Annotated in this window: 19 protein-coding genes and 1 riboswitch; of the genes, 12 read left to right on the top strand and 7 right to left on the bottom strand. The window is 71.2% G+C overall.

Features of this window, described 5'->3' with window-relative positions:
- Positions 1-357: 357 nt before the first annotated feature.
- Entirely contained in the window at positions 358-1,134 is a 777-nt protein-coding gene (locus ACFC0G_RS24450) for a transposase (RefSeq protein ID WP_376406651.1), read from the top strand.
- Positions 1,135-1,240: 106 nt separating this feature from the next.
- On the top strand, positions 1,241-1,747 hold the full coding sequence (locus ACFC0G_RS24445) for a hypothetical protein (RefSeq protein ID WP_376406649.1): 507 nt from the start codon (positions 1,241-1,243) through the stop codon (positions 1,745-1,747).
- Here ACFC0G_RS24445 and ACFC0G_RS24440 read toward each other — a convergent pair.
- The 4 genes from ACFC0G_RS24440 to ACFC0G_RS24425 all read right to left on the bottom strand — a co-directional run bounded on the left by ACFC0G_RS24440 (position 1,744) and on the right by ACFC0G_RS24425 (position 6,581).
- Complete coding sequence (locus ACFC0G_RS24440; protein WP_376406647.1) at positions 1,744-3,210, bottom strand: NF041680 family putative transposase; 1,467 nt, start codon at positions 3,208-3,210, stop codon at positions 1,744-1,746. The two genes, ACFC0G_RS24445 and ACFC0G_RS24440, sit on opposite strands and share 4 nt — an antisense overlap.
- A gap of 370 nt (positions 3,211-3,580) precedes the next feature.
- The gene (locus ACFC0G_RS24435) at positions 3,581-4,228 is read right to left on the bottom strand and encodes a DUF4097 family beta strand repeat-containing protein (protein WP_376406645.1); all 648 of its coding nucleotides are present in this window, start codon (positions 4,226-4,228) and stop codon (positions 3,581-3,583) included.
- A 290-nt stretch (positions 4,229-4,518) separates the two neighbouring features.
- On the bottom strand, positions 4,519-5,856 hold the full coding sequence (locus ACFC0G_RS24430) for an ABC transporter permease (RefSeq protein ID WP_267047605.1): 1,338 nt from the start codon (positions 5,854-5,856) through the stop codon (positions 4,519-4,521).
- Positions 5,856-6,581 carry an ABC transporter ATP-binding protein gene (locus ACFC0G_RS24425; RefSeq protein ID WP_376406643.1) on the bottom strand — a complete coding sequence of 242 codons (726 nt, stop codon included), beginning with the start codon at positions 6,579-6,581 and terminating at the stop codon, positions 5,856-5,858. Before ACFC0G_RS24425 ends, ACFC0G_RS24430 begins: the two co-directional genes overlap by 1 nt.
- A gap of 162 nt (positions 6,582-6,743) precedes the next feature.
- Here ACFC0G_RS24425 and ACFC0G_RS24420 point away from each other — a divergent pair, with 162 nt between their 5' ends.
- Both ACFC0G_RS24420 and ACFC0G_RS24415 read left to right on the top strand, forming a co-directional pair.
- On the top strand, positions 6,744-7,916 hold the full coding sequence (locus ACFC0G_RS24420) for a sensor histidine kinase (protein ID WP_376406641.1): 1,173 nt from the start codon (positions 6,744-6,746) through the stop codon (positions 7,914-7,916).
- A 36-nt stretch (positions 7,917-7,952) separates the two neighbouring features.
- Positions 7,953-8,618 carry a response regulator transcription factor gene (locus tag ACFC0G_RS24415; protein ID WP_329619369.1) on the top strand — a complete coding sequence of 222 codons (666 nt, stop codon included), beginning with the start codon at positions 7,953-7,955 and terminating at the stop codon, positions 8,616-8,618.
- Positions 8,619-8,986: 368 nt separating this feature from the next.
- On the opposite strand, the gene ACFC0G_RS24410 is transcribed toward ACFC0G_RS24415, so the two are convergent.
- Complete coding sequence (locus ACFC0G_RS24410; RefSeq protein WP_376406638.1) at positions 8,987-10,510, bottom strand: aldehyde dehydrogenase family protein; 1,524 nt, start codon at positions 10,508-10,510, stop codon at positions 8,987-8,989.
- Positions 10,511-10,554: 44 nt separating this feature from the next.
- Positions 10,555-11,799, bottom strand: coding sequence for a GAF domain-containing protein (locus ACFC0G_RS24405; RefSeq protein WP_376406780.1), 1,245 nt, complete (start codon positions 11,797-11,799; stop codon positions 10,555-10,557).
- A gap of 142 nt (positions 11,800-11,941) precedes the next feature.
- Positions 11,942-12,050: riboswitch (ZMP/ZTP riboswitch) on the top strand.
- A 27-nt stretch (positions 12,051-12,077) separates the two neighbouring features.
- Here ACFC0G_RS24405 and ACFC0G_RS24400 point away from each other — a divergent pair.
- Together ACFC0G_RS24400 and ACFC0G_RS24395 are read left to right on the top strand one after the other, a co-directional pair.
- Positions 12,078-12,932, top strand: a complete 855-nt coding sequence (locus tag ACFC0G_RS24400) for a bifunctional 5,10-methylenetetrahydrofolate dehydrogenase/5,10-methenyltetrahydrofolate cyclohydrolase (RefSeq protein ID WP_376406636.1) — start codon at positions 12,078-12,080, stop codon at positions 12,930-12,932.
- Between the two features lie 181 nt (positions 12,933-13,113).
- Positions 13,114-14,109, top strand: coding sequence for a hypothetical protein (locus tag ACFC0G_RS24395; RefSeq protein ID WP_376406634.1), 996 nt, complete (start codon positions 13,114-13,116; stop codon positions 14,107-14,109).
- 15 nt (positions 14,110-14,124) lie between these two features.
- Here ACFC0G_RS24395 and ACFC0G_RS24390 read toward each other — a convergent pair whose 3' ends face one another.
- Positions 14,125-15,078 (bottom strand): helix-turn-helix domain-containing protein, encoded by a 954-nt coding sequence (locus ACFC0G_RS24390; protein WP_376406632.1) that lies wholly within the window; start codon positions 15,076-15,078, stop codon positions 14,125-14,127.
- A gap of 162 nt (positions 15,079-15,240) precedes the next feature.
- Here ACFC0G_RS24390 and ACFC0G_RS24385 point away from each other — a divergent pair, with 162 nt between their 5' ends.
- From ACFC0G_RS24385 to ACFC0G_RS24360, 6 genes are all read left to right on the top strand, one after another.
- Positions 15,241-16,116 carry a branched-chain amino acid ABC transporter permease gene (locus ACFC0G_RS24385; RefSeq protein WP_376406630.1) on the top strand — a complete coding sequence of 292 codons (876 nt, stop codon included), beginning with the start codon at positions 15,241-15,243 and terminating at the stop codon, positions 16,114-16,116.
- A complete protein-coding gene (locus ACFC0G_RS24380; RefSeq protein WP_376406627.1) occupies positions 16,077-17,315 on the top strand; it encodes an ABC transporter substrate-binding protein in 1,239 nt (412 codons plus the stop codon). Before ACFC0G_RS24385 ends, ACFC0G_RS24380 begins: the two co-directional genes overlap by 40 nt.
- The gene (locus ACFC0G_RS24375) at positions 17,312-19,081 is read left to right on the top strand and encodes an ATP-binding cassette domain-containing protein (RefSeq protein ID WP_376406625.1); all 1,770 of its coding nucleotides are present in this window, start codon (positions 17,312-17,314) and stop codon (positions 19,079-19,081) included. The genes ACFC0G_RS24380 and ACFC0G_RS24375 overlap by 4 nt, the downstream gene beginning before the upstream one ends.
- Entirely contained in the window at positions 19,081-19,764 is a 684-nt protein-coding gene (locus ACFC0G_RS24370; protein ID WP_376406623.1) for an ABC transporter ATP-binding protein, read from the top strand. Before ACFC0G_RS24375 ends, ACFC0G_RS24370 begins: the two co-directional genes overlap by 1 nt.
- 221 nt (positions 19,765-19,985) lie before the next feature.
- Complete coding sequence (locus tag ACFC0G_RS24365; RefSeq protein WP_376406621.1) at positions 19,986-21,398, top strand: amidase; 1,413 nt, start codon at positions 19,986-19,988, stop codon at positions 21,396-21,398.
- Between the two features lie 108 nt (positions 21,399-21,506).
- A complete protein-coding gene (locus ACFC0G_RS24360) occupies positions 21,507-23,147 on the top strand; it encodes a flavin monoamine oxidase family protein (RefSeq protein WP_376406619.1) in 1,641 nt (546 codons plus the stop codon).
- The last annotated feature ends 154 nt before the right edge of the window (positions 23,148-23,301 follow it).

Here is a 23,301-nt window from a genome sequence, read left to right as displayed (position 1 = left end):
GGAAACGGCCACGACTCGACCCGGCTGCGGGCGGCTGGTCCGCGTATGGCCCGGATCTTGGTCGGCACGGAGGGGGTCCCTGACCGATGGCCCGTGGCGGCGGCGAGCGCCGGCACACAACGAGGGGCGGGCCGACAGGTCTCCACGGAGAATGCCTCGATCCAACGGGCTACGAGAGAGAAAATCGCCAGGGCGAGGACCCCAGTCTGCAACCGACCGTCCGCGTCTACAGCCCTGACGAGCGCGTTGTCCCCTACGAGGTCATGCGCTGGTTCATGGAGCAGGTGGCCGACCAGGTGGAACGTTGCCGCATCGCGTTCGAGCAGGGGGAACCTGAAGCAGCGGAATGATCACGCAGTGAATGGTGTGATCACGGCGTCGGAGTCTTGCTGGACAACCCCGTTCTCCGGGCTGAGCCCGCGTGCCTTCGGGAAGCTGGTGAAGGTGCTGCGTCGCGCGGGTGCGGACGCGGTCCGCAAGGGCCGGCCGTGGAGTCTTCCGCTGGAGGATCGGGCCTTGCTGGTCGTGGCGTACTGGCGAACGAACCTGACCATGAGGCGGCTCGCGTTGTTGTTCGGGGTGTCGAAGTCGGCGGCGGACCGCATCATCGACCACCTCGGGCCGATGTTCGCGCTCCAGTCCCGTAAGCGGTTCGCGAACGACGCCGTGCTCATCGTGGACGGCACCTTGGTCCCCACCCGTGACCACGCCATCGCCGAGCGGTCGAAGGACTATCGGTACTCCACCAACCACCAGGTCGTCATCGACACCGACATGCGGCTGGTCGTCGTGGTCGGCCGGCCGCTCGCCGGGAACCGCAACGACTGCAAGGCGTGGGAGGAGTCCGGGGCCAAGGCCGCCGTCGGCAAGACGCTCACGATCGCCGACGGCCGCTACCCGGGCACCGGACTGGTCATCCCGTACCGCCGCGAGCGCGGTCAGGCCGAACTCCGCGGCTGGAAAGAGGAGCACAACAAGTCCCACAAACAGGTCTGGGCCCGCGTCGAGCACGTCTTCGCCCGGATGAAGACCTGGAAGATCCCCCGAGACTGCCGCTTGAAGGGCGCTGGCGTCCACCACGCCGTACTCGGCATCGCGCGACCTCGCCCTCGCCGGATAGATCAACGGGCTTGACCGCGATCGACCATGTCCGAGGCGGCTCGGAGATCATTTACGGGACAGCCCTTAGCTTGATCTTTAACCCGTAGGAGACTTCGGTATCGGGTCGCATACTGGCTCGATGAGCTCGATCTCCACGCACCACCGGTTCCGGGACCCTCGCAGCACGAAGTACGACTTCCTCGCGTCGGTTCTCGTGCGCTGTCCTGGCTGCGAGAAGGTTGCGCACGTCGGTGCCGCACCAGATCCGTCCGGGGCGCACGCCCAGGGCCTCTTCGCGTCAAGGCGTCTCGTTTGCCGGAGCTGCGGGATGGCGAAGGAATGGAGTCATGGCGGTGTGGCCTTGCACCGGGACCGGCACGCGCCGGCCACAGACCCGTACTTCGATGTCCGTCTCTGGCTGCAGACCGAGACCCGGCACGGGTGGGTGTGGGCCTACAACCTGGAACACCTGTACCTGATTAAACGATTCGTGCAGGCACCGCTGCGTGAAGGGATTCCCTGGCACGACCACGGCCGGAAGATGACCGTGGTGGCCCGCCTGCCCGCATGGATGCAGCAGGCCAGGAACCGTGACGAGGTGCTGCGGGCCATCGCCCGCATCCATGCCTCGCTGCTTCGTACCTAACTTGATCTCTCGCCTGTGCGGCGGGGTCGTGGGTTGGTCGGCTTCTTGTTCCGGGACGTGGTGCCCGTTTTGCGGGGTGTGTGGACGTCATGGCGCGGTGTGGGCCGGGTGTTCTTTCGACCCGGTGGCCTGCCGGGGCCGGGGCGAGCAGATTTCGGTGCTCGGGCCGGGCAGGCGGCCTGAGGGCGGATGTGCCGAAAGTCGCGGCGGACACGGCCAGGCGTGAGCCTGTCCGCGGGAAGCGGCCTTTCCCATGGATGGCGTCGGTCGGCTGCCAGCGGCCGGGCGAGGCGGAGTTGGGTGTAGGCGGCGAGGATCAGCCAGGTCCAGCGGTCGGCTGCCTCGGGGGTGCGGATCTTCGGGCAGGTCCAGCCGAGGGTCTGCTTGAACAGGCGGAAGGTGTGCTCGATGTCGAAGCGTCGCAGGTATGCCTGCCAGAGCCGGTCGACGTCTGAGTTGTCTGCGCCGGTGCCGGACCACCACAGCCAGACTGGCTTCGGGGTGGCTCCGCTGGGCAGATGGTCGATGTCCAGGCGGATCACGGTGCCCTCGACGATCGGGAGGGTACCGTCGGCTGCGGCCCAGGACGAGCGGTGGGTGAGCTTGGGGTGGAGCCGGTCCCAGGACCGGGCGAGCGCGGTGCCGTAGAGGCGGGTGTCAGTGACGGTTTCGGTGTCCGGGGTGCCCCAGGTGTCGGGTTGTCCGAAGACGAACTCGGCTCCGTGCCAGGGTGGCCGGCCTTTGGTGTGGGGCTGTCGCGGCGGGGTCGGCCGGCGCAGGACGCGGTCCGACCACATCCGGGCCAGCACCTGCACCGGCAGGTCCTTCAGCAGGTAGGCGAGGCGGGGTGCGTCGTATCCGGCGTCCGCGATGATGAGGATGCCCGGGTCCCCGGTCTGCCACTGACCTGCGGTGATCAGCCGTTCGACCAGGTCGCGCAATTGTCGGGCGGTGACGGTGGCGGTGTCGTCCCCGGGCGCCAGACGCAGCGCGTCCAGGGGTGCGGTCCACGAGCTGCGGCCCGGCTCCAGCGCGCAGACGATCGAGTAGGGCCAGCCGGGAACGGGGATGTGCTGGTCCTTGCCCCGACCGTAGGTGTGACACAGGATCCGCTGCGGTGAGGTGTGGGCGTCCGGCCGCAGCCAGCACGTGATGTCGACGGCCAGGACCAGCCGGCCGTCGGCTGCTCGTGGCAGCGGCACCGATGCCAGGGCCTGCTTCATCCGGTCGGCGTCGACCCGGCCCTGGGCGAGTGCGGCGTAGAGCCCTCCGTGACCGCGGCGGTGTTCGCCCACCAGCGACAGCTCGGCCAGCGATTTCACCGGCCCGTCACCGCACAGAACCGCGTCCGCCAGCTCGAACGGAGCGTCCGAACGGGCGGTTATGCAGGAGTAGAACTCGCCCCGGAAGCGTGACAGTTCCGCCAGCGGCTCTCGCCGGGCATCGTGATGCAGCAGACTCATCCTCAGGGCCTTCGTGCTGGACGTGTGTGTTCCTTGGCCGGAGCACATGATCCAGACGAAGGCCGCTTCCGTGTACGGCGGTTACCGAACCGGGTGATCAAGTACGACGCATCGTTCGACGGCGCACGTTAAAGATCAAGTTAGGATGCGGTCTGTCGGCGCCTGAGACCGATCAGGCCGTCGGGGGAGCGGAAGAATGCCATCCATTATTCAATCAGGTGCTCGAATCTCGGCGCAGTCCCGCACGGCGACCGTACTTCAGTAGGTGGCCCGGCTGCGGTGGGCAGCAGGGCACCCAGCGAGACGATCATGTCCTGGAACGTCGCACGCCCCACTGGCGCCGACCCAGGGAGCATTTGCGGTACAGCCATCAAGGCGCCTCCCCCTTGCCGATGACGATGTCTCCGTTACGGGTGTGAATCCTCACGGCATGGTCACTTTTGTCGTCTTTCGTGACATCCATGGTGATGTCGCCCTTCTTGGCGGCCGTGTCGACTGCGTACGTCGCCTCCGGCAGGCCGAGCCGAACGTCGCCGTCCTGGCTTCGCACATCGACGAGGTCAGGTGCGGAGACGAAGTTCAGCTCGTTGTCGCCGTTCCGTGAGGCGACGGTGACCGACCTTGCGGAGATCCTGTCGCCTTCGATGGTTCCATCACGGCCTTCCAGATCCAGATGGGGCCCGCTGAGGTCCGACAACCGCATGTCGCCGGCTTTGGCCGAGAAGTCTGCGGTGAAGCCCGTGGCTTCAACAAGACCCTTGTCGTTCTCGGCAGTGATCGCGACGTCGCGCGGTACCTTCACGGTGTACTTCGCGCCGCAGTTGACGGACAGGCCCGTGCAGTCCAGCGAGAGCGTGAGAACGCCCCCTTCGAGCTTCCATCCGGATTCTATTTCGCCGCCAACTTTCGTACCGCTGACCTGCCGCGTCACCCGAACGCCCTTGACATCGGCGGCTACGAGTTCCAGGTCGGCGGAGTCGGACTTCACGGTCAGGCTGTCCCCACTGAAATCAAACATTTTCGATTCCACGACTGTGTTCGCCGGGGCACCGTCCGGACTGCATCCCGTGGCTGCGACAGTGAGGATCGCGACACCCCCGAGGACGAGCACAGCGTGAGGCCTAATTCCCATTGATTCATTCCTTCATAGTTCTGGACATGCAGGTGACGCATGCCGTTCATGGTGGTGGTTGGTTCAAAGGGCGCGATCGCATCGGTGGCGAGTTCGTTCCGTGGCGTCAGCAGGCAACCTGAATACCGGGCGGGGGATTCTGCTGTCGCGGCGACCGGTACGGACGTCGCCCTGCTTCACGAGCGCAGAGCCCGGGCTGCGACCGTGCGCGACACACGGGCGGCTTGGAGAGCCAGAGCGAGGCAGGTGGTCACAAGCGTCACACCGGCGAGCACGCCGAGAGTCGCCCAGGGGAGGCCGTCCAGAACCCGGACGACGCTGATCTTGGCGCCCACGGCGATAGTGGCACTCGTCACCGCGATGGAGATCGCACCGAAGATGATCGCCGTCCCCGCGTAGATCACTCCCTCATAGATCGTTGATCGGGTGACCACGCCCGGTCGTGCACCGGCGACCGCCACGATGGCGGAATCACGTGTGCGTTCCCGCCCGACCAGAGCGATCACAGCAAGGCCGCCGACCCAGGACACGACGAAGACCCAGCCCAGCACGACCAGGACATCGTCCAGCCCGGCGGCGCTTCCGGGCATGACGTTCCCCATGACCATGAAGAGTCCGACGAACGACAAGGAGAGGGCGAAGGGCAGCACCGTGGCGACGCTTCTCGCCGCGCGGGTGCGGCACGATTGCACGGCAAGGTGCCAGGCGACACCGCGCGAGGGCAGGAGTGCGGTCCAGAACCTCATCAGAGGTGTGAGCACCCACGGCCCCATCAGCAGCAACAGGCAGATGAGAAAGAGGTCACCGGCGAAAGCGAAGGCCGTCCGCTGCGCGATCCCGCCTTCGAGTTCGAGTCCCAGCCCGGGAATCCACATCCCGACCACACCGGCGAGGAGGCAGAGGGCGAGAACGCTGCGCGTGACGCCGGGCCGCGCCGGTGGATCAGAGAGGTCTCGGAACGCGCGCATCTCCGGTGTCTTGGCGGCGCGGCGCGTGACTCCCCAGCCGCCGAGCAGACACGGAACCACTCCGGACAGCACGCTCGCCCCGACGTGCCAGAGCTGGAATCCGGCCGTGGCTCCGTGCAGGTCGAGTCCCGTGGTCGTCCACTGTGAGAGGGTCGTGCTCGCGACAAGAGGGGCCAGCGGCACTGCCAGCGCGCCGGCTGCAGTGCCGAGCACGATCAGTTCCGTGCGCAGAATGGATCTGATGCGATTGCGCGGGATCCCGAGGATCGCCCACAGGGCGTGATCGCGTCGCTGGGTCGTCAAGGTCAGTCCGACGGTGGATGCGACGATGCCCACGGCGGCAAGCACGGTGAAGAAGACGATGTTGCCGCCGAGTGCGATCGACGCGGAGACCATCCGCGCATCACCCGCCGCCCGCGCTGCCGAGACGGCGGTGAACATGGCGATGACCGAGCCCGCTGCGCATGCCGCACCGACCACTGCGCACAGGAACGTCCACAACCACATGGACGCCTGCATCCGAATGTCCGACAGGACAAGTCGCATCACGACGCCTGCTCACCCGCTTCGTCCTCCGACTGCGCCGCGAGGACGGCATCGCTCACCGCGTGGGAGTCGCCACCAGGAATGACGGCGTGCACTCGCCCGGACCCCAGCACCACGACCTGGTCAGCACGTGCGGCCGCACGAGGATCGTGTGTGACCATGAGGACCGTGGTTCCCTGCGCGGGAAGTGCCTGCAGCCAATCGAGCACGACGTGACCCGACTTGAGGTCGAGCGCGCCGGTCGGCTCGTCGGCGAAGACGATCCGCGGCTGATTCGCGACGACCCGGGCCACCGCGACGCGCTGGCGTTCCCCTCCGGAGAGCCGGTCGGGGCGCCGCCGCGCGTGCTGGGCGATACCGAGCCTCGACATGGCGTCGCCGACCCTCGACCTGGGTACCCGATGGCCGGCGAGTCGCGCCGGCAGGGCGATGTTGTCCTCGACCGTCAGCGAGCTGACGAGGTTGTACTCCTGGAAGATGAATCCGACGTTCTCACTGCGGAATGCGGCCTGCTTGCGAGGGGGGAGCGACAGGACATCCGTTCCCAGGACCTCGATGGAACCCGCGGTCGCTTGCTCCAGACCAGCCGTGCAGAGCAGGAGCGTCGACTTGCCCGACCCGGAGGGGCCGACGATGGCGGTCAGCCGGCCTTCGGGAATGTCCAGGTCGATGTCGTGCAGGACGCGCGTCGTCTCGCGTCGACGGCCCGGGACGGGGAAGTCCATATGTAGGCCGCGCAAACGGATGCACGGCACGGAAGCGACAGCTGAGATAGGCATGCATCGAGCTAAGCAGGGCGCGGCGGGAGCCACACGGGTGTCTGCACTGCTTGAAGGTAGACCTAGGTCTACCTTTTGCGCGATCCGCAGTATGCGACAATGGCGGGCATGGCGCAGATTCGTATTGCCCGGAGGGCGCTGACGGAATGCATCGCGGCAATGGCTTTCCCGATTCTGCTGCTTTCCATTCTCGTCGCGCCGGTCTCGGCCCCGGTGGTGGCGGAGACGGACCGTTCGAGAGCTCGGTGGTGCGGCGTCGAGACGATGCCCCTGAAACCCTCGGACCACAGCTGGGCAAAGTGGGTGGTACTCCGGCCGCGTTCACGGTCGATGTGGCGCACCGACCTCCCGGTTTTCGTGACCGCCGTACTCCTGTCCGCACTGTCACTGCTGGTGGCCTTCTTCGGATTCATCGGCGCTGCCGCGTTGGTGTTCTCCCCCGTCTTCTGGCTCTTCGGTATCGCTGCGCAGGTCGGTCCATTCACCCCTGAATCCGTTGGGGAAACCCTCCTGGCGATGCCCGCAGGCATCGTTCTCGGCGCGGTCACCACTACCGTACTGACCGGCACATCATTTCTTCGCGACTTTCTCCTGCGTGCCTTCTCCAGAAACCGGGACCCGGATCTGCTCGCGAAACTGGAGGAGCTCCGGACCAGTCGGGCTTCGCTGACAGCGGCCTTCGAATTCGAGCGACAACGCATCGAACGCGATCTGCACGACGGCGCCCAACAGGAACTCGTGGCCGTCGTCATGCGTCTCGGGATGCTGGAAGCCACGGCCACGGCCGCAGCCGCCGACCAGGAACGAATCGTGCGACTGGCACGGCAGGCCCAGGCTCACGCGGAGCGCGCACTCGAACGGCTGAGGGACACGGTGCGCGACATCCATCCCCGTGAACTGAGCGACCTCGGTCTCATCGCCGCCGTCCGAGAGCTGGCCGCACGATCACCTTTGCGGGTCGAACTGACCAGCACCGGCGATGACGCCCAGCTTTCGTCGCCGACTGCGACCGCCGTATACTTCACGGTGTCCGAAGCCCTGACGAACATCTCGAAACACGCAGGTGTGGGAAACGCTCGGATCGACCTACGATGCGCCACGACAGGCGTACACGTGCGTGTGCACGACGATGGTGTCGGCGGTGCGAGAATCGACACGGGCTCCGGGCTCGCCGGACTGCGCGAGCGAATGCGAAGCGTCGGCGGGAATCTCGAAATTCTCAGCCCACCGGGTGGCGGGACGCTGGTTGTGGCGTCCGCTCCCAGCCAACCCCCATGGTGATAAATTGAAGCAGGACGCTCCCCGGGGAGGGGGTTCATGAGAATTGTTCTGGCAGATGACAGCGTGCTGATAAGGGCCGGAATCCGGGAAATCTTGACCTCCCACGCTCATGATGTCATCCGCGAATGCGAGGACGCCGACGAACTGGTTGCCGCAGTCGACGAGCTGGTGCATGCCGGAGCCGCCCCGAACATGGTGATCACGGATGTCCGCATGCCCCCCAAAAACACCGACGACGGACTGCGTGCCGCGATCGATCTGCGCTCCCGTCACCGGGACCTGCCGGTGTTGGTTCTCTCCGCCTACGTCACGGGCCCCTATGTGAGGGAGCTTCTGAACGGCCCGGGTGCCGACGGAGCCGTCGGATACCTGCTCAAGGAGAAAGTGGGCAGAGTCGCCGACTTTCTGCGAGCTGTCGAGACGGTCTCCGCAGGTGGCGTCGTGATCGACCCCGAGGTTGTTCGCCACGTCACCCGCGCGGACTCGCCGCAGGGGCCGCTTGCCCGGCTCACCGCTCGGGAAAGGGAAGTGCTCGCCCACATGGCCGAAGGGCACTCCAACGCAGAAATCGCGACGGAGCTGTTTCTTTCCGGCGCTGCCGTGAGTAAGCATGTGGCGAACGTTTTCGTGAAGCTCGGCATGCCTCCCGACGAGGACAATCGGCGCGTCAAGGCCATTCTGGCCTGGTTCGAATACAATTGAGGATTGGCCCCGGGCACCGTCCAGCAGCGCCCACAGCTCCGTGAGCCTTGCGTCGGTGCCGCAGGTTTTGGGAGCGCTCTCAACACGTGTCGGCCCCAGAATCCTGTTCCCTACGAGCTCGTAACACGATCTTGTTGAAGCGTCCCGGTCGGCCGTGACCGGATCGAGCAGTCCATGGAGGAGTGGGGCCGCGTCAGCCGGGGCGAGGCGTCTGGGGGGTCCGTGACTGGTCCGGAAGAGCTGGTCAGGAGCGGGATACCGGTGGGATGAACTGGGAGTTTCGGCGCAAACGAGACCCCTTTCTCGGCAAGGCGAACGAGAGGCGCCTGACGGGCAAAAGCCGAGGTCAGGCGCCTCTTTTCGTGCCGCTAGAAGAAGCCGAGCTTCTTCGGGGAGTAGCTCACCAGCAGGTTCTTCGTCTGCTGGTAGTGGTCGAGCATCATGCGGTGGGTCTCGCGGCCGATGCCCGACTGCTTGTAGCCGCCGAAGGCCGCGTGGGCCGGGTACGCGTGGTAGCAGTTCGTCCAGACCCGGCCCGCCTGGATCGCGCGGCCGGCGCGGTAGGCCGTGTTCGTGTCGCGGGTCCAGACGCCCGCGCCGAGGCCGTAGAGCGTGTCGTTGGCCGTGCGGATCGCGTCGTCGAAGTCGGTGAAGGACGTCACCGCCACCACCGGGCCGAAGATCTCCTCCTGGAAGACCCGCATGCGGTTGTCGCCCTCGAAGATCGTCGGCTGGACGTAGTAGCCGCCCGCCAAGTCGCCCTCGTACGAGACCGCTTGACCGCCCGTCAGGATCTTCGCGCCCTCCTGCTGGCCGATCTCCAGGTACGCGAGGATCTTCCGGAGCTGCTCGGCCGAGGCCTGGGCGCCGATCATCGTCGACGTGTCCAGGGGGTGGCCCGGGACGATCTGTTCCGTGCGGGCGATCGCCGCTTCCAGGAACTCGCTGTAGTGGCCGCGCTGCACGAGCGCCCGCGACGGGCACGTGCAGACCTCGCCCTGGTTCAGGGCGAACATCGTGAAGCCTTCGAGGGCCTTGTCGCGGAAGTCGTCGTCCGCCGCCCACACGTCGTCGAAGAAGATGTTCGGGGACTTGCCGCCGAGTTCGAGGGTGACCGGCTTGAGGTTCTCCGCGGCGTACCCCATGATCAGGCGGCCCGTCGACGTCTCGCCCGTGAAGGCGATCTTCGCCACGCGCGGCGAGGACGCGAGCGGCTTTCCGGCCTCCTCGCCGAAGCCGTTGACGATGTTCAGGACGCCCGGCGGCAGCAGGTCCGCGACCAGGCTCAGCCAGAAGTGCACGGAGGCCGGGGTCTGTTCGGCGGGCTTCAGGATCACCGCGTTGCCGGCGGCCAGCGCCGGCGCCAGCTTCCAGACCGCCATCAGGATGGGGAAGTTCCACGGGATGATCTGCGCGACGACGCCCAGCGGCTCGTGGAAGTGGTACGCGACGGTGTCGTCGTCGATCTCGCTCAGCGAGCCCTCCTGGGCCCGCAGCGCCCCCGCGAAGTAGCGGAAGTGGTCGATGGCGAGCGGGATGTCGGCGGCGAGGGTCTCCCGGACCGGCTTGCCGTTGTCCCAGCTCTCGGCGACCGCCAGCGCCTCCAGGTTGCTCTCCATGCGGTCCGCGATCCGCAGCAGGAGCGTCGCGCGCTCCGCCGGCGCCGTCCGGCCCCACCCCGGAGCCGCCGCGTGCGCCGCGTCCAGGGCGCGCTCCACGTCCTCGGCCGTGCCGCGCGCGATCTCGGTGAAGGCACGGCCGTCGACCGGGCTCGGGTTCTCGAAGTAGCGACCGCGCGCCGGGGCGACGTACGCACCGCCGATCCAGTGGTCGTAGCGGTGCGCGTACGACATGAGCGCGCCCTCGGTACCGGGTGCGGCGTAACGGGTCATGGGCATGGCCTCCCTCGGGCGCGCCGGCCGTCCCTGACCGGCGCTCATCGCCGAGTCTGCGCGCCGGTACGTTGCAATCCCGTTGCACCCGCGGTCAGTTCCGCCTCCAGGGAGTCGAGCCGGGCTTGTACGGGAGGGAGCTGGGGGGCCGGTGCGGCCGTGCACAGGGCCCGCCAGATCACCACGTCCTCCTCGCCCCACGCGCTGTACGCCCAGTCGGCGAGCAGCCCCGGATCACCCCGGTCGACCAGCGCCGCCCGCAGCCGGTCCGCGAGCCGCTCCCGCAGCCGTACGACCCCGGGGGCGAGCGAGGCCGGGAGCAGCGGGCCCGCGTACTCGCCGGCCGCCGCCGAGACGGCCCCGGAGGCCAGCCGCCGGTCGACCGTCGTGAAGTCCGCGTCGACCACGCCCGCCAGCCGGTACGGGCGCGAGCGCAGCACGTCGGGGCCGAGGAGTGCGCGGAGCCGGGACAGCTCCGCCCGCAGGGTCACCGGGGTGACGGACTCGTCCTCGTACAGCAGCGTCAGGAGTTCGTCTCCGCCCAGCCCGTCCGGGCGGTGCGCGAGGAGGACCAGGATCTCGCTGTGCCGGCGGGACAGGCGGACGGGCCGCCCGGCCACCGAGAGCACCGCCTCGTCCCGGCCGAGCGCGGCGAGCCGGAGCCCGTCCGGCCGCACGGGCGGGCCGAGCAGGGCCAGCTGGGACTCGGCCGCCCGCGCCACCGCCTGGACGAAGCCGAGGCTGTGCGGATGCGCGAGCCGGTCCCCGCCCGTGATGTCCACCGCGCCGATCACCCGGCCGGACAGCGGGTCGTGCACGGGAGCGGCCGCGCACGTCCAGGCCCGTACCGGCCGTCGGAAGTGCTCGGCGGCGACGACCTGCACGGGCCGGTCGACGGCGATCGCGGTCCCCGGCGCGTTCGTCCCGGCCGCCGACTCCGACCAGCGGGCCCCGGCCACGAAGTTCATCGCCCGGGCCTTGCGCAGCGTGCCCGGATGGCCCTCCACCCAGAGCATCCGCCCGGCGGCGTCGCAGACCGCGAGCAGATGCTCCCCGTCCGTCGCGTACGTCCCCATCAGCTCCCGGATCACCGGCATCGCCGCCGACAGGGGGTGGCCGTCCCGGTGCGCGGCCAGGTCGTCCTCGTCCAGCTCGACCCGCGCCGCGCCCTCCTGACTGACCCGCGCCCGCACGGAACGCCGCCACGAGGCGGCGACCACCGCCCGCACCGGGCCGGGCGTCCTCCCGGTACCCGGATCCGCCGCCCCGGCCACCCACGCATCGCTCAACTCGGCCTCCCCGTCGAGGTCGCTCCGCACGTCCGGCTCATCGTCGTGCGCGGGCGGGCCGCCGACAAGCGCCTGGGCAGCACGGCATATGCGCCCTGTCCGGGACCGGCCCCCGGCATTCCGCAAGGAGCACGTAGAGTGGGCCCCGGGCCGTGACTGGCGCTTGAGGTGGATCACCACCGGGGAGCGGCCCGGACGGAGCGCACCCGAGCGGTGCGACCGTGCCGATGCCGTGCGCCTGGGCGAACCACCGTCAGACACGACGCCCAGGAGTTGCCATGTCCACCAGCACCGCCACCCTCATGGACGGCACCGCCCTCGCCCGCCGTACGGTCGAGGAGACCGCCGCGCGCGCCGCCGAGGTCACCCGCCGCACCGGCGTCACGCCCTGTCTCGCGACCGTCCTGGTCGGCGCCGACCCGGCCTCCGTGACGTACGTGAAGATGAAGCAGAACCGCTGCGCGAAGGCCGGAATCCGCTCCCGGCACGTCGAGCTGCCCGCCACCACGACCACCGAGGAGCTCGTCGCCGCGATCACGGCGCTCTCCGAGGACCCCGAGGTCCACGGCATCCTCCTCCAGCACCCGGTGGGCCCGCACATCGACGAGCGCGCCGCCTTCGAGGCCATCGCCCCCGAGAAGGACGTCGACGGCGTCACCATGGCCTCCTTCGCCGCCATGGGCTTCGGGCTGCCCGGCTTCGTCTCCTGCACGCCCGGCGGCATCATGCGTCTCCTCGACGCGTACGACGTCGACCCGAGCGGCAAGCGGGCCGTCGTCGTCGGGCGCAGCGCGATCCTCGGCAAGCCGGCCGGTCTGCTCCTCCTCGGCCGCGACGCCACCGTCACCTACTGCCACTCCCGCACCGAGGAACTCTCCTCCGTCATAAGGGAGGCCGACATCCTGGTGGCGGCCGTCGGCAAGCCGAACTTCATCAAGGGCGAGGACATCAAGCCCGGCGCCGTCGTCATCGACGCCGGCTACAACCCGGGCAACATCGGCGACGTCGACTTCGCGTCCGCCGCCGAGCGCGCCTCCCTCATCACCCCGGTCCCCGGTGGTGTCGGCCCGATGACCATCGCCGTGCTCCTCGCGCAGACGGTCGAGGGCGCGGAGCGCCAGCTCGGTCTGTAGGGCACCTACGGCGTGGCGTCGGCGTGCGCGGCGCGTCGGCGGCGCGCCGACCGGTCGGGGAGGCGTTTTCCGGCGATCGTCGGACAATCGGGCGTCGGCGATGGTCACGATTCCGTACAGGCCGTGCTCGACGGCCCCTGATCACTCGCCTCACGGCCGCCGACAGGCAACCCTGGTGCCTGTGCCGTACCACCCGACCGCCACTCCATCGCCGGACCGCCGGCCGGCTGACCACCCCTCAGCCGCGTCCGACGCCGTCGCCCAGGCCCACTCCGCCACCCGGCCCGACTCCGCCGAGCAGAACACGGCCGAGTCGAACACTGCCGAGTCGATCACAGCCGAGCGGCACACCGCCGTGGCGTGGCCGCGTGTCGCACGCCTCGGAGCAGCCCGCCCGGGGCCGGCCGCGCGGCGCGCCCGCTGGTTCGGCGTGCCGCTCGTACCCCTGGTCCTGGCCGGGCTGGTCGTGGGCGGCTTCATGGCCGTCGGCGGCGGGGAGGACCTCGAAGGGCCTGCCGCCGGACGGCCGGGCGGCGGCCCGCCGGCCGCACCGTCCCCGGTCGTCACCACGGAGGACGCCGCGGACGCCGCCAGGACGCCTGCCCCGAGGGTCGACACCTCGTCGACCGGTACGCCGCCGACCGTCGCGCCGTCGCAGGGCGGTCCCGTGGCCGGCACGCCGACGCACGCGGCACCCGACGCGGGCCCCGGCCCGCAGGGGAAGAGCGGCTCCCCGCAGCCCTCCCGTACGCCGAGCACCGCTCCCGCGGCGACGGCGACCCGGCCGACCCCTTCCACGACCTCCACGGGTACGGGCCCCTCCGGCCGGCCCGTCTCCTTCGAGGCCCTGCGCGTCGGCGAATGCTTCGACATCGACCGCGCCACGCCGGGCACCGCCCTCCGGCGCGACTGCGACACGCCGCACGACGCCGAACTCGTCGCCCGGCCACGCCTGACCGGCACCTACGCCGACGACCAGCAGGTACGCGAGGCGGCCACGGAACTCTGCCGCGCACCGCTCCGCGCCAAGGCCGCCCTGCAGCCCCTGGGGAGCCGCTGGACGACCTTCGTCCAGTACCCCTACCGCACCAGCTACCTCCTCGGCTCCGACACCGTCGCCTGCAGCCTGGCCGCCCGGTCCGCCACCGGCGGGAAGCTCACCGGCCTTCTCCACTAGGGCCTCTCCGGCGGATCAGGCCCGCGCGTGCGCCTGCTCCCGTACCGCCCGCGGCGACAGGCCGAACTCCGCCCGGAACACCCGGCTGAAATGGCTCGCCTCGCCCAGCCCCCTGCGGGCCGCGAGGACGTACGCGGGGAGGTGGGCCAGCGCCGGATCGACGAGGTCCTGCCGTATCCGTTCCAGTCGGCGGCGCCGCACGTGGTCGCTCACCGTCACTCCCGACTCCCTGAAGAGCGCGTGCAGATGGCGTACGGAGATGTGGTGCGCCGCCGCGATCGTCCCCGGTGACAGGTCCTCCGCCAGCCGGTCGTCGATGTACGCGAGGACCCGGTCCAGCGCCCCCGCCGCCCCGCCGCCGACCGCCGCCCCGGAGCCGCCCGCCTCGCGCAGCAGCGTCCGCAGGATCGCCGAGACGTGCTCGCCCATCTCCCGGCGGGCCAACGGGCCGAAACCGTGCGCCCGTTCGGCCAGCTCACCGACCACCGCCGCGAGCACCCGCCCGCTCGGCGAGCGCGGCAGCTCGGCGTTGGCGGTCACCGCACCGCCCGTCGTCGCCAACTGCCCCGCCGTCCCCGCGTCCAGGGTGAGCACGAAGTACCGGTGGCCGGAATCGAGTTCCAGCCGGAAGGGACGCGCACCCGTGTAGAGGACGAAGTCCCCGGGGGCGAGCTCCGCCTGCCGCCCGTCCTGCTCCAGCTCGCCCCGCCCCGACACCAGCAGACCGAGGAGATGGCCGGGCCTGGGCGCCGCGGGGGAGGGCCGGGGCATCACCCGGATCGCCTGCTCCCCGCTGATGTCGCAGCCGCTCAGCGCGCCGAACCGGCTCGGCCGCATCTCGGCGGCGTACCCCTCGCCGCCCACAAGGGCACGGACCAGCACCGTGTCGGAGGCTCCCGACAGATCCGCCGACGCGGTGTCGAGATAGCCGAAGACCAGGTTGCCGTCGTCCCGTCGCTCCACCGGCATGTCGTGCTCCTCCCACCCCGCCCGCACCGGACGCACCCTTCGCGCCGTCCGGTCCGCGCACTGCGGGCACAGAACTCTGCGCTGCCGGACCAGTGCCCACCACGGGATTGCCAGATGCTCGCAGAGTCCCTGCTGCACCCGGAAGCACACAGGCGGTAACAGATGGATGTACTTCTGGCCATCGTTGGCCAGTTCGGCCTCTACGGCCTGCTCACGGTCGGCATCGCGGTGATCTTCGCGGCGACGCGGGTCGTCAACCTCGCCCAGGGCGACCTGGCCATGGTCGGCGCCTACGTCGCCGCCACCGCGACCACCGCCCCCTTCGGAGTCCGGACCCTGCTCGCCCTCGCCGTCGGCGCGCCCCTGCTCCTGATCGTCGAGCGGCTGCTGCTGCGCCGACCCGGCTCCGACGGGCTCGCTGCCATGCTCGTCACCTGGGGCCTGGGCATGGCCCTGCGGCAGGGGGCGGAACTCCTCTTCACCGGAACCTCCCGCACCGTCGCCGTACCCGTGGACGGCACCCTCGACGTCCTCGGCACCCCGTACCCGGCCTACCGGCTGGTCTGCGCGCTGACCGCGATCGCCGTCATCGGCCTCGTCCTCCTCGCCGCCCACCGCACCGACTGGGGCCTGCGGCTGCGCGCAGTGGCCGACAACCCGGCCATGGCGGCGCTGCTCGGCACCGATCCGCGCCGCATGCGCGCCACCGCCTTCGCGATCGGCGGCCTCCTGGCCGTCCTCGCCGGAGCCCTCTACAGCCCCGTCCTCGCCGTCAACCCCAGCATGGGTTTCGGCCTGCTGGTCCCCGTCTTCTTCGGCCTGCTGCTCAGCCGCCCCGGCGCCCTCGCCACCGCCGCCGGCGCCGCCCTGCTGATCTCCGCGCTGTCGGTCCTGCTGCGCACGTGGCTCTCCGACACCCTCGCCGAAGCCCTCTTCTACGCCGTCGTCGTCGCGATCGCCGCACTGCGCTCGCGCCCCTGGATCGGAAGGTTCTCCGCATGGTTCCGTCGTACCCCCGCGCCCGCGGCCACCGCATGACGCGCTCGACCCGGACCGCCGTGCTCGCGGCGGCCGGCACCCTCACCCTCGCGCTCACCGGCTGTCAGGGCGCGGCACTCTCCGACGACGAGGCGCCGGCCGTCGGCGGACCGGTGAGGATCGGTGTGGTCGTCCCCCTCACCGGGCCGGTCTCCCAGGTGGGCACCGCTCTGCGCAACGGTCTCGAACTGGCCGTCAAGAAGGTCAACGCCGACGGAGGCGTGCACGGCCGGCCTGTGGAGTACGTGGTCGTCGACGACGCCGGTGACCCGGCGAACTCCACCCAGCTCGCCCGCCGTCTGGTCCGCCAGGACAAGGTGACGATGCTGTTCGGCACCATCACCGGCGACACGGCCGAAGCCGTCGGCAGGGTCGCCGACGAGGCGCACGTCCCGTTCGGCACCGCGATCCTCGGCGACACCGAGCACTGCTTCGCGTACCAGTGGGGCTTCGGCGAGTCCACCCGCCAGATGCTGACCCCCACCGTGCCCGGACTGATCAAGAAGTACGGCACCAAGGTCGCCCTCGTCGGCTCCGACTACAACTACCCGCGCTTCTACGGCGGCATCGCCAAGGAGCTGGTGAAGGAGGCGGGCGGCAGCGTCGTCGCCGAGGAGTACAGCCCCCTCGGGCAGACCGACTGGCAGCCCGTCATCGGCCGGCTCAGGTCCGAGAAGCCGGACACCGTACTCTCCATGGTCGTCGGCGCGGATGCGGTCACCTTCAGCAAGCAGGCACAGCAGTTCGGCCTCCTCACCCCGGAGCTCGGCTTCGAGGGTGCGCCCCTGGACGCGGACTTCCAGCCCGCCCTCGGCGCGCTCGTCGCGGGCCGCACCCACACCGTGCGCTGGAGCGACCGGCTGGACGACGCCGAGAGCCGCGGATTCGTGAAGGACTACCGGACGGCCCACCAGTGGAAGGCGCCGATCCCCGAGGTCGCGGGCAACGCCTACTTCGGCGTCAGGTTCTTCCTGGCTGCCGCCGCCAAGGCCGGCTCCAGCGACCCCGAGGCCGTCAACAAGGCGATCGGCGGCCTGTCCTTCGACAGCCCCCTGGGCAAGGGCACGCGCTTCGAGGCCGCCAACCACGTCCTCCAGGCCGACATGCGGGAGGTCACCATCGGCCGCGACGGTGCGTACACCGTGACCCGGACCCACCCGATGGTCGCCGACACGACTCCGAAGAAGGGCTGCTCGTGACCGTCCCCGCCGCGCCGGGAGCCCCCATCGCGTCCGCTGTCGCGACCGCCCCACCCGCCTCCAGGCCCGTCGGCGGCCTCCGCCGGACACTGCGCCGCGCCCTCCCCGCGGTCGCGGGCGCGGCCCTGCTCGCCGCCCCCTTCGGTCTCGACGCCTTCGCCGTCTCCACCCTCACCCTGGGCCTCTGCTACGGCCTCTTCGCCTACGGCCTCGACCTCAGCTGGGGGAGGGCCGGACTCCTCAGCGTCGGACACGCCGCGTTCTTCGGTCTCGGCGCGTACGCCGTCGCCCTCGGGCAGGAACACCGGCTCCCCTGGGCGCTGACGGTCGCCGCGGCCGTCGTCGCCGCCGTGGCGATCGCCCTGCCCGTCGTCCGCATCGGCCTGGCCGCCCGGGTCCCCGACGCGCCACTGATCCTCCTGACCATCGGCGTCGGACTGCTGCTCCAGCGCGCCGCCACCACCCTCACCCCCGTCACGGGCGGGACGAACGGCCTGTCCGTCTCCGGGCCCGACGTGGTGACCTCCTACTACGTCACCCTCGCCGCCGTCGCGGCCGTGGTGGCCCTCTGCGGAATGCTCGTCGTACGCGGCCGCTTCGGCGCCCGGCTCGTGGCCGCCGCCCGCAACCCCGACCGGGCCGCCCAGAGCGGCATCGACGGCACCCGGGTGCGCACGACCGCGTTCGCCGCGAGCGCGGCCGTCGCGGCCCTGGCCGGAGCCCTGTACGCGCCCGTGGCGGGCCTGGTGTCGCCGCAGGTGTTCGGCCTCGGGCTGTCGACGTCCGTACTGATCTGGCTGGCCCTCGGCGGACGCGAGTCCACCGCGGGGCCGTTCGTCGGCGCGATCGCCGTCACCGCGGGCCAGCAGTTCCTGGGCTCCACCTGGCAGGGCTGGTACGTCCTCGCCCTCGCCGCCCTCTTCCTGCTCGTCGTCCAGGTGGCGCCGGCCGGGCTCACCGCCGCCCCGCGCCGCTGGCTGGCCGGCCCGGGACCCGCCGTCCGGCTCCCGGTCACGAGCCGCCGCGTCCCACGCCGCACGACGCGGGAACCCGGCCGTGAAGCGGCACCGGAAACCCCGCTCGCCGTCACCGGCGTCCGTAAGTCGTTCGGCCCCGTCGAGGTGCTCGCCGGAGTCGACCTCACCGTCGAAGCGGGCCGCTGCGTCTGCCTGATCGGCCCGAACGGCGCCGGCAAGAGCACCTTCCTGAACGTCGTCGCCGGGCAACTCGCCCCGGACGCCGGCACCCTGCGCCTCTTCGGCACCGACGCGGCCGGGCTTCCGGTCCACCGCCGCGTCGGACTCGGCGTCGGCCGGATGTTCCAGATCCCCAGCGTCGTCGCCGAACTCTCCCCGGCCGACAACCTCCGCCTCGCCCGGATCGAGGCACCCGAACCCACCGACCCGCCCGCCGAGTTCGGCGACCTCGCCGACGACGAGCTCCGGCCCGCCGGCACCCTCCCGCTCGCCGACCGCCGACGCCTGGAACTGGCCATGGTGCTCGCCGCCGCGCCCCGGCTTCTGCTGCTCGACGAACCCGCCGCCGGACTCGGCCCCGACGACGCCCGCCGCCTCACCCGCGAACTCCGCGAGGTCAACCGGCGCACCGGCTGCGCCCTGCTCGTGGTCGAGCACGACATGGACATCGTCCGGGAACTCGCCGACGAGGTCGTGGTCCTGGCCGACGGACGCGTGCTCGCCCGCGGTCCGCTCGACGCGGTGGCGGCCGACCCGGCCGTCCGCGCCGCCTACCTGGGAGTGCGCTGATGCTCGAACTGACCGGCCTCGCCGGCGGATACGGCCAGGCCGCCGTCGTCCGGCCGGCCGACCTGACCGTACGCGGCGGCGAGATCACCGCCCTGATCGGCCGCAACGGCGCGGGGAAGACCACCCTGCTGCGGACCGTCTTCGGCCTCGCCGACCGGCACGGCGGGAGCGTGACCCTCGACGGCCGCGCCCTGCCGCCGGGCCGCCCCGAACTCCTCGCACGGGCCGGTGCCACGCTCATGCCCGAGGACCGGGGCGTGTTCCCCGCACTCACCGTCGCCGAGAACCTCCGGCTGGCCCGTCGCCGCGACGTCGTCCCGGCCGTCGACCCGTACACCGTCTTCCCGCTGCTCACGGACCGTGCCCGGCAACAGGCCGGGACGCTCTCCGGAGGGCAGAAGCAACAACTGGGCATCGCCCGCGCCATGCTGGCCGGCCGGACCCTCGTCGCGGTCGACGAACTCACCCAGGGCCTCCAGCCCTCCGTGGTCGCCGACGTCCTGGAGGCCCTCGGCGCGATCGCCGCCTCCGGAGTGGCCGTCCTCCTGGTCGACCAGCACGCCGGCACGCTCCTCGACCACAGTCGGCACGTCGTGGTGATGGAGGCCGGAAGGGTCGTCCTCGACGCGCCGAACGAACCGGGCCTGCGCGACCGGCTCGACGAGATCCTCGCGGTCCACTGACCGCCTCGCCCCCGAGCGCAGCGCCCCCGTGCGGTCCGCCGATCCCGAGCGCGGTCCGCTGACCGCCCCCCTCGGGGGCGGCCCGCCGTCCACCTCGCCCTGCGCGATCCGCCGTCCCCTTGCGCGGTCCGCCGACCGCCCCGCCCCGCACGGTTCGCCGACCGCCTCGCCCCGCGCGGTCCGCCGACCGCCCCGCCCTTCCTTCCCTGGAGCCGTTCACCATGGACCCCTTCGCCTCAGCCACCGACCTCGCGGCGGCGATCCGCCGGCGCGACCTCAGCCCTGTCGAGGTCGCCGACACCTACCTCCGGCGGATCGCGGAGCACGACGGCGAGCTCGCCGCGTTCACCTGGCTCGACGAGGACGCCGTCCTCGCCGCCGCCCGCCGCGCCGAACAGGCCGTCGTCGACGGTGACCTCCTCGCGCCCTTCCACGGAGTGCCCGTTCCCGTCAAGGAGTTGACCCAGGTCGAGGGCCAGCCCGCCACGTACGGCTCGTACGGCGTCGACGACCGCCCCCGTACCCTCACCGAGCCGGTGGTCCGCCGCCTCCTCGACGCCGGATTCCTCCTCATGGGCCGCACCAACTCGCCCGAGATGGGGCTCCTGTCGACCACCGACAACAGCCGCTTCGGCAGCACCCGCAACCCCTGGAGCCCCGAGCACTCCGCCGGCGGCTCCAGCGGCGGTGCCGCGGCGGCCGTCGCCGCCGGCCTCGCGCCCGTCGCCCACGCCAACGACGGCGGCGGCTCGATCCGCATGCCGTCCTCCTCCTGCGGCCTGCTCGGCCTCAAGCCCAGCCGCGGCCGCGTCCCCCAGCAGGTCCCCGGCTGGGAGCACGCCACCGTCGAGGGCGCCATCACCCGCACGACCCGCGACGCCGCCGCCCTGCTCGACGCGATGTCCGTACCCGACCGACTCGCCATGTACCAGGCACCCGCCCCCGACCGGCCCTACCTCGACGAGGTCGGCCGCGACGGCGGACGCCTCCGGATCGGCCTCCTCACCGAGGCGCCCACCGGTCTCCCCGTCGACCCGCAGTGCGTCGCGGCGGCCGAGCACACCGCCCGGCTCCTCGTCGCCCTCGGCCACCACGTCGCCCCCGCCGCACCCCGCTTCTTCAGCGAGGAGGCGATCACCGGGTATGCGCAGACCGTCCTGGACGCGGCGCTCTGGGCGGCCCCGTACCAGCGGCCGGAGCTCGCCGAGCCGCACCTGCGGTTCCGGATGGACCGGGCCGCCGGCCGGCACTCCGGCGAGTACACCCGGGCCGCGAACCTGCTGGCCGAGGAGGCCCGGGCGGTCCGCGCCCAGTGGGGCCAGGAGTTCGACCTGCTGCTCACCCCCACCATGGCCTGCCTGCCGCCGCAGGTGGACGCCCTGCTGAAGGAGGCCAACGCGGACCCCGGCGGCCCCCGCACCACCGAGACGCAGATGATCTCCTTCACCGCGATCTGCAACATCACGGGCCAGCCCGCCGTCAGTCTGCCCACCTTCACCTCGGCCGAGGGCCTCCCCGTCGGCAGCCAGCTGATCGCCGGGCCGTGGGACGAGGCCGTTCTCCTTCGGGTCGCCGCCGAACTGGAGGAGCTGGACCGCTGGCCGCTCCGCCGCCCCGCGCGCTACCAGGGCTGATCCCGAGCCCTCCGCGTGAGGCGCATCCCCTCGTCGGCGGTGACACCGCGCCACCGCCGCCACCGGTTCCCCTCCCAGGGAACCGGCCCCCTCTGGAAGGAGCCGTACATGGCACGCACCGCACCGGCCCGTATGCTGCGCCGGATCGTCGCCGAACACGCCACCGCCGCCGAGATCGCCGCCGCCACCGCCGCCGGTCGGGTCGCCGGGGCGCCGTCGCGCCGCACCGTCCTCGGCGGGCTCGCCGCCGGCGTGGGCCTGGCCGCGACCACCGGCGTGGCCGCGGCCTCCACCGCCCAGGCCTCCACGGCCTCCGGCACCCCGCCGGTGGTCGCGATCGTCGGCGCCGGCATCGCGGGACTCACCGCCGCCCTCCAGCTGGCCGACCACGGCATCGCCTGCGCCGTCTACGAGGCCGACACCCGCGTCGGCGGCCGGATGTACTCCAATCCCGCCGGCGCCTACTGGGCCGACGGGCAGACCTCCGAGTGGGGCGGCGAGATGATCGACACCCCGCACGTCGTCATGCAGTCGCTCGCCTCCCGCTTCGGCCTGCCCCTCGACGACCTGCGCGCCGCCGAACCCGCCGGTTCCACCGAGGTCTACCGCTTCGACGGCGCGTACTACACCTACGCCCAGGCGAGCGCCGACTTCAAGAAGCTGAAGCCGGTCATCCAGCAGGACGAGGCCACCTTCGACTGGCCCGTCGCCTGGAACTCCGCCAACGGCCCCGGCGCCGTGACCCTGTCGAACATGTCCATCCACGAGTGGATCGCCACCCGTGTCCCGGGCGGGCACAGCTCGCCGTTCGGGCAGCTCCTCGACGTCGCCTACACCACCGAGTTCGGCGTGGACACCCATGCCTCGTCGGCGCTCGGCATCGTCGGGCTCCTCGGCTACCAGCCCGTTCCCAACGGCTTCGCGCTCTTCGGGGAGAGCGACACCCGCTACCGCGTCCGCGGTGGCAACCAGCGCATCCCGCAGGCCATCGCCGCCGCCCTGCCCCCGGGGACCGTACGCCACGGCTGGCGGCTCACGAAGGTGGCGGCCGCGGCGGGCGGCCGCCAGTCGCTGACCTTCACCGTCGACGGCTGTTCGCAGACGGTGCTCGCCGACCACACGGTGCTCGCCCTGCCGGTGGGCGTGCTCCAGCGGGTGAACCTGTCCACCGCCGGCTTCGACAGCCGCAAGCTCGCCGGCATCGCCGCGATGACGATGGGGCAGAACTGCAAGCTGTCGATGCAGTTCGACACCCGTCACTGGAATGCCTCCGGCCCGTGGGGGATCGCCAGCGGCAGCACGATGAGCGACACCGGCTACCAGACCTCCTGGGACTCCAGCCGGGCCCAGCCCGGCGGGAAGGGCATCCTGACGGTCTACGCGGGCGGCGGGCACGCCGCGGACTTCACCCCGTCGACGCCGTTCCGCACGGCCGCCGACCCGCAGATCGCCGCCTACGCCCAGGCGGCGCTGGCCCAGCTCGAACCGGTCTTCCCGGGCCTCACCGCCCACTGGACCGGCAAGGCCACGCTCGCCGCCTGGCCGCTCAACCCGAACGCGCGAGGCTCGTACTCGGCCTGGCCGCCCGGCTACGCACACCGGTACGCCGGCTACGAGGGTGTCCGTCAGGGCAACACCCACTTCGCGGGCGAGCACACCTCCGAGGCGGCCCAGGGCTACATGGAGGGCGGCGCCGAGTCGGGTCAGCGCGCGGCCGACGAGATCCTCGGCGACCTCGGCGTCCTGTAGGAACCGAAGGGCCCGCCGGAGTGATTCCGGCGGGCCCGACAAGATGCCGTCCAGATGTATGACGGGACCTGGGCGATCAGGTCGGTGGCCTTGCGCAGGCGCCGGTTGTGGCCGGACTGACCGGGCAGGCAGGGGAACAGGGGCCGCGGGTGGG

The sequence above is a fragment of the Streptomyces sp. NPDC056169 genome (genome assembly GCF_042268445.1).
Taxonomy (GTDB): Bacteria; Actinomycetota; Actinomycetes; order Streptomycetales; family Streptomycetaceae; genus Streptomyces.
Note: the sequence above shows the minus strand (reverse complement) of the source record. Positions and strands in the feature narration are given on the sequence as shown.